The organism is Phormidium sp. CCY1219, assembly GCF_055795085.1.
In genome coordinates, this window is sequence record NZ_JAYFEQ010000627.1 from 1 (window position 1) to 801 (window position 801).

At 49.8% G+C, this 801-nt stretch carries 1 protein-coding gene; it reads right to left on the reverse strand.

The window, feature by feature from the left end:
* Positions 1–87: 87 nt before the first annotated feature.
* Positions 88–396: a TLTLP motif-containing protein gene (locus AC0QH1_RS17975; RefSeq protein WP_473154733.1), complete on the reverse strand. Its 309-nt coding sequence runs from the start codon at positions 394–396 to the stop codon at positions 88–90.
* Positions 397–801 lie beyond the last annotated feature (405 nt).

The following is an 801-nucleotide window of genomic DNA, read 5'->3' on the forward strand; positions in this document are numbered from 1 at the left end:
TTAGGCTGGTCAGGTGGTTAGAAGTACAAGCCCCTGGCTTTAGACATGGGGTTGGTTTCTACGGAGTCCCTGACGCTTGATTTTAAATTATCTGTCGCTGAGCCTCTGGAGGGGATAGGAAGTGGTTTGTGGTAAACTGTCCACCCTGTTCGGAGAGTAATGAGCGATCGCGAACAGAGGTAGAAGGATGGTTAATAAGGCAATCGCAGTTCCGACAAGATCCGCCACGCTCCTCTGGGGAGGTGGGTCGGCAGAACTGGCAGACGGGCCACCTGATTCCATAGAAAATGCTGTCAAATCGTTTTTAACGGCTAAATGTGAAATAACGGTAACTAAGGAGGCAAAAACAAAGCCTCTACCCTTAGTATTAAATATTTTTCGCGCTAAGATTGTCATCTGGTAAACAATCTTAACTTATTTTCTATTTTAGTTCGGACTCAAGGGAGGTGGCATGGGATGCCCCATGCAGTGTGGGGAGGAGAGCATCCTGGCAGGGGGAAAAGACCAAAGTTGGGGAGGGACAGAAGGTTAGGGTACATCAGAAACCGGATGTGGTGGGGGATGGGATATGGGAAGCGCATCCCACCAGGGTGGAGGTTTGGTAGAGGGCGAAACCGCGATCGAGAGAAGCGATGGAGAATCGAGAGCGGCATTGACTACTCCGCGCTCTAACGAGACGGGGATTCCCCGGAGGGATTTTAGAACTTCCGAAAAACGGACTCTGAGGCGAAGTCAAGTACGCCTCTATAGGTTGCCCGAAGGCTTCCCTTTACTGATTTTCGTTCAATCACCTTTTATCTC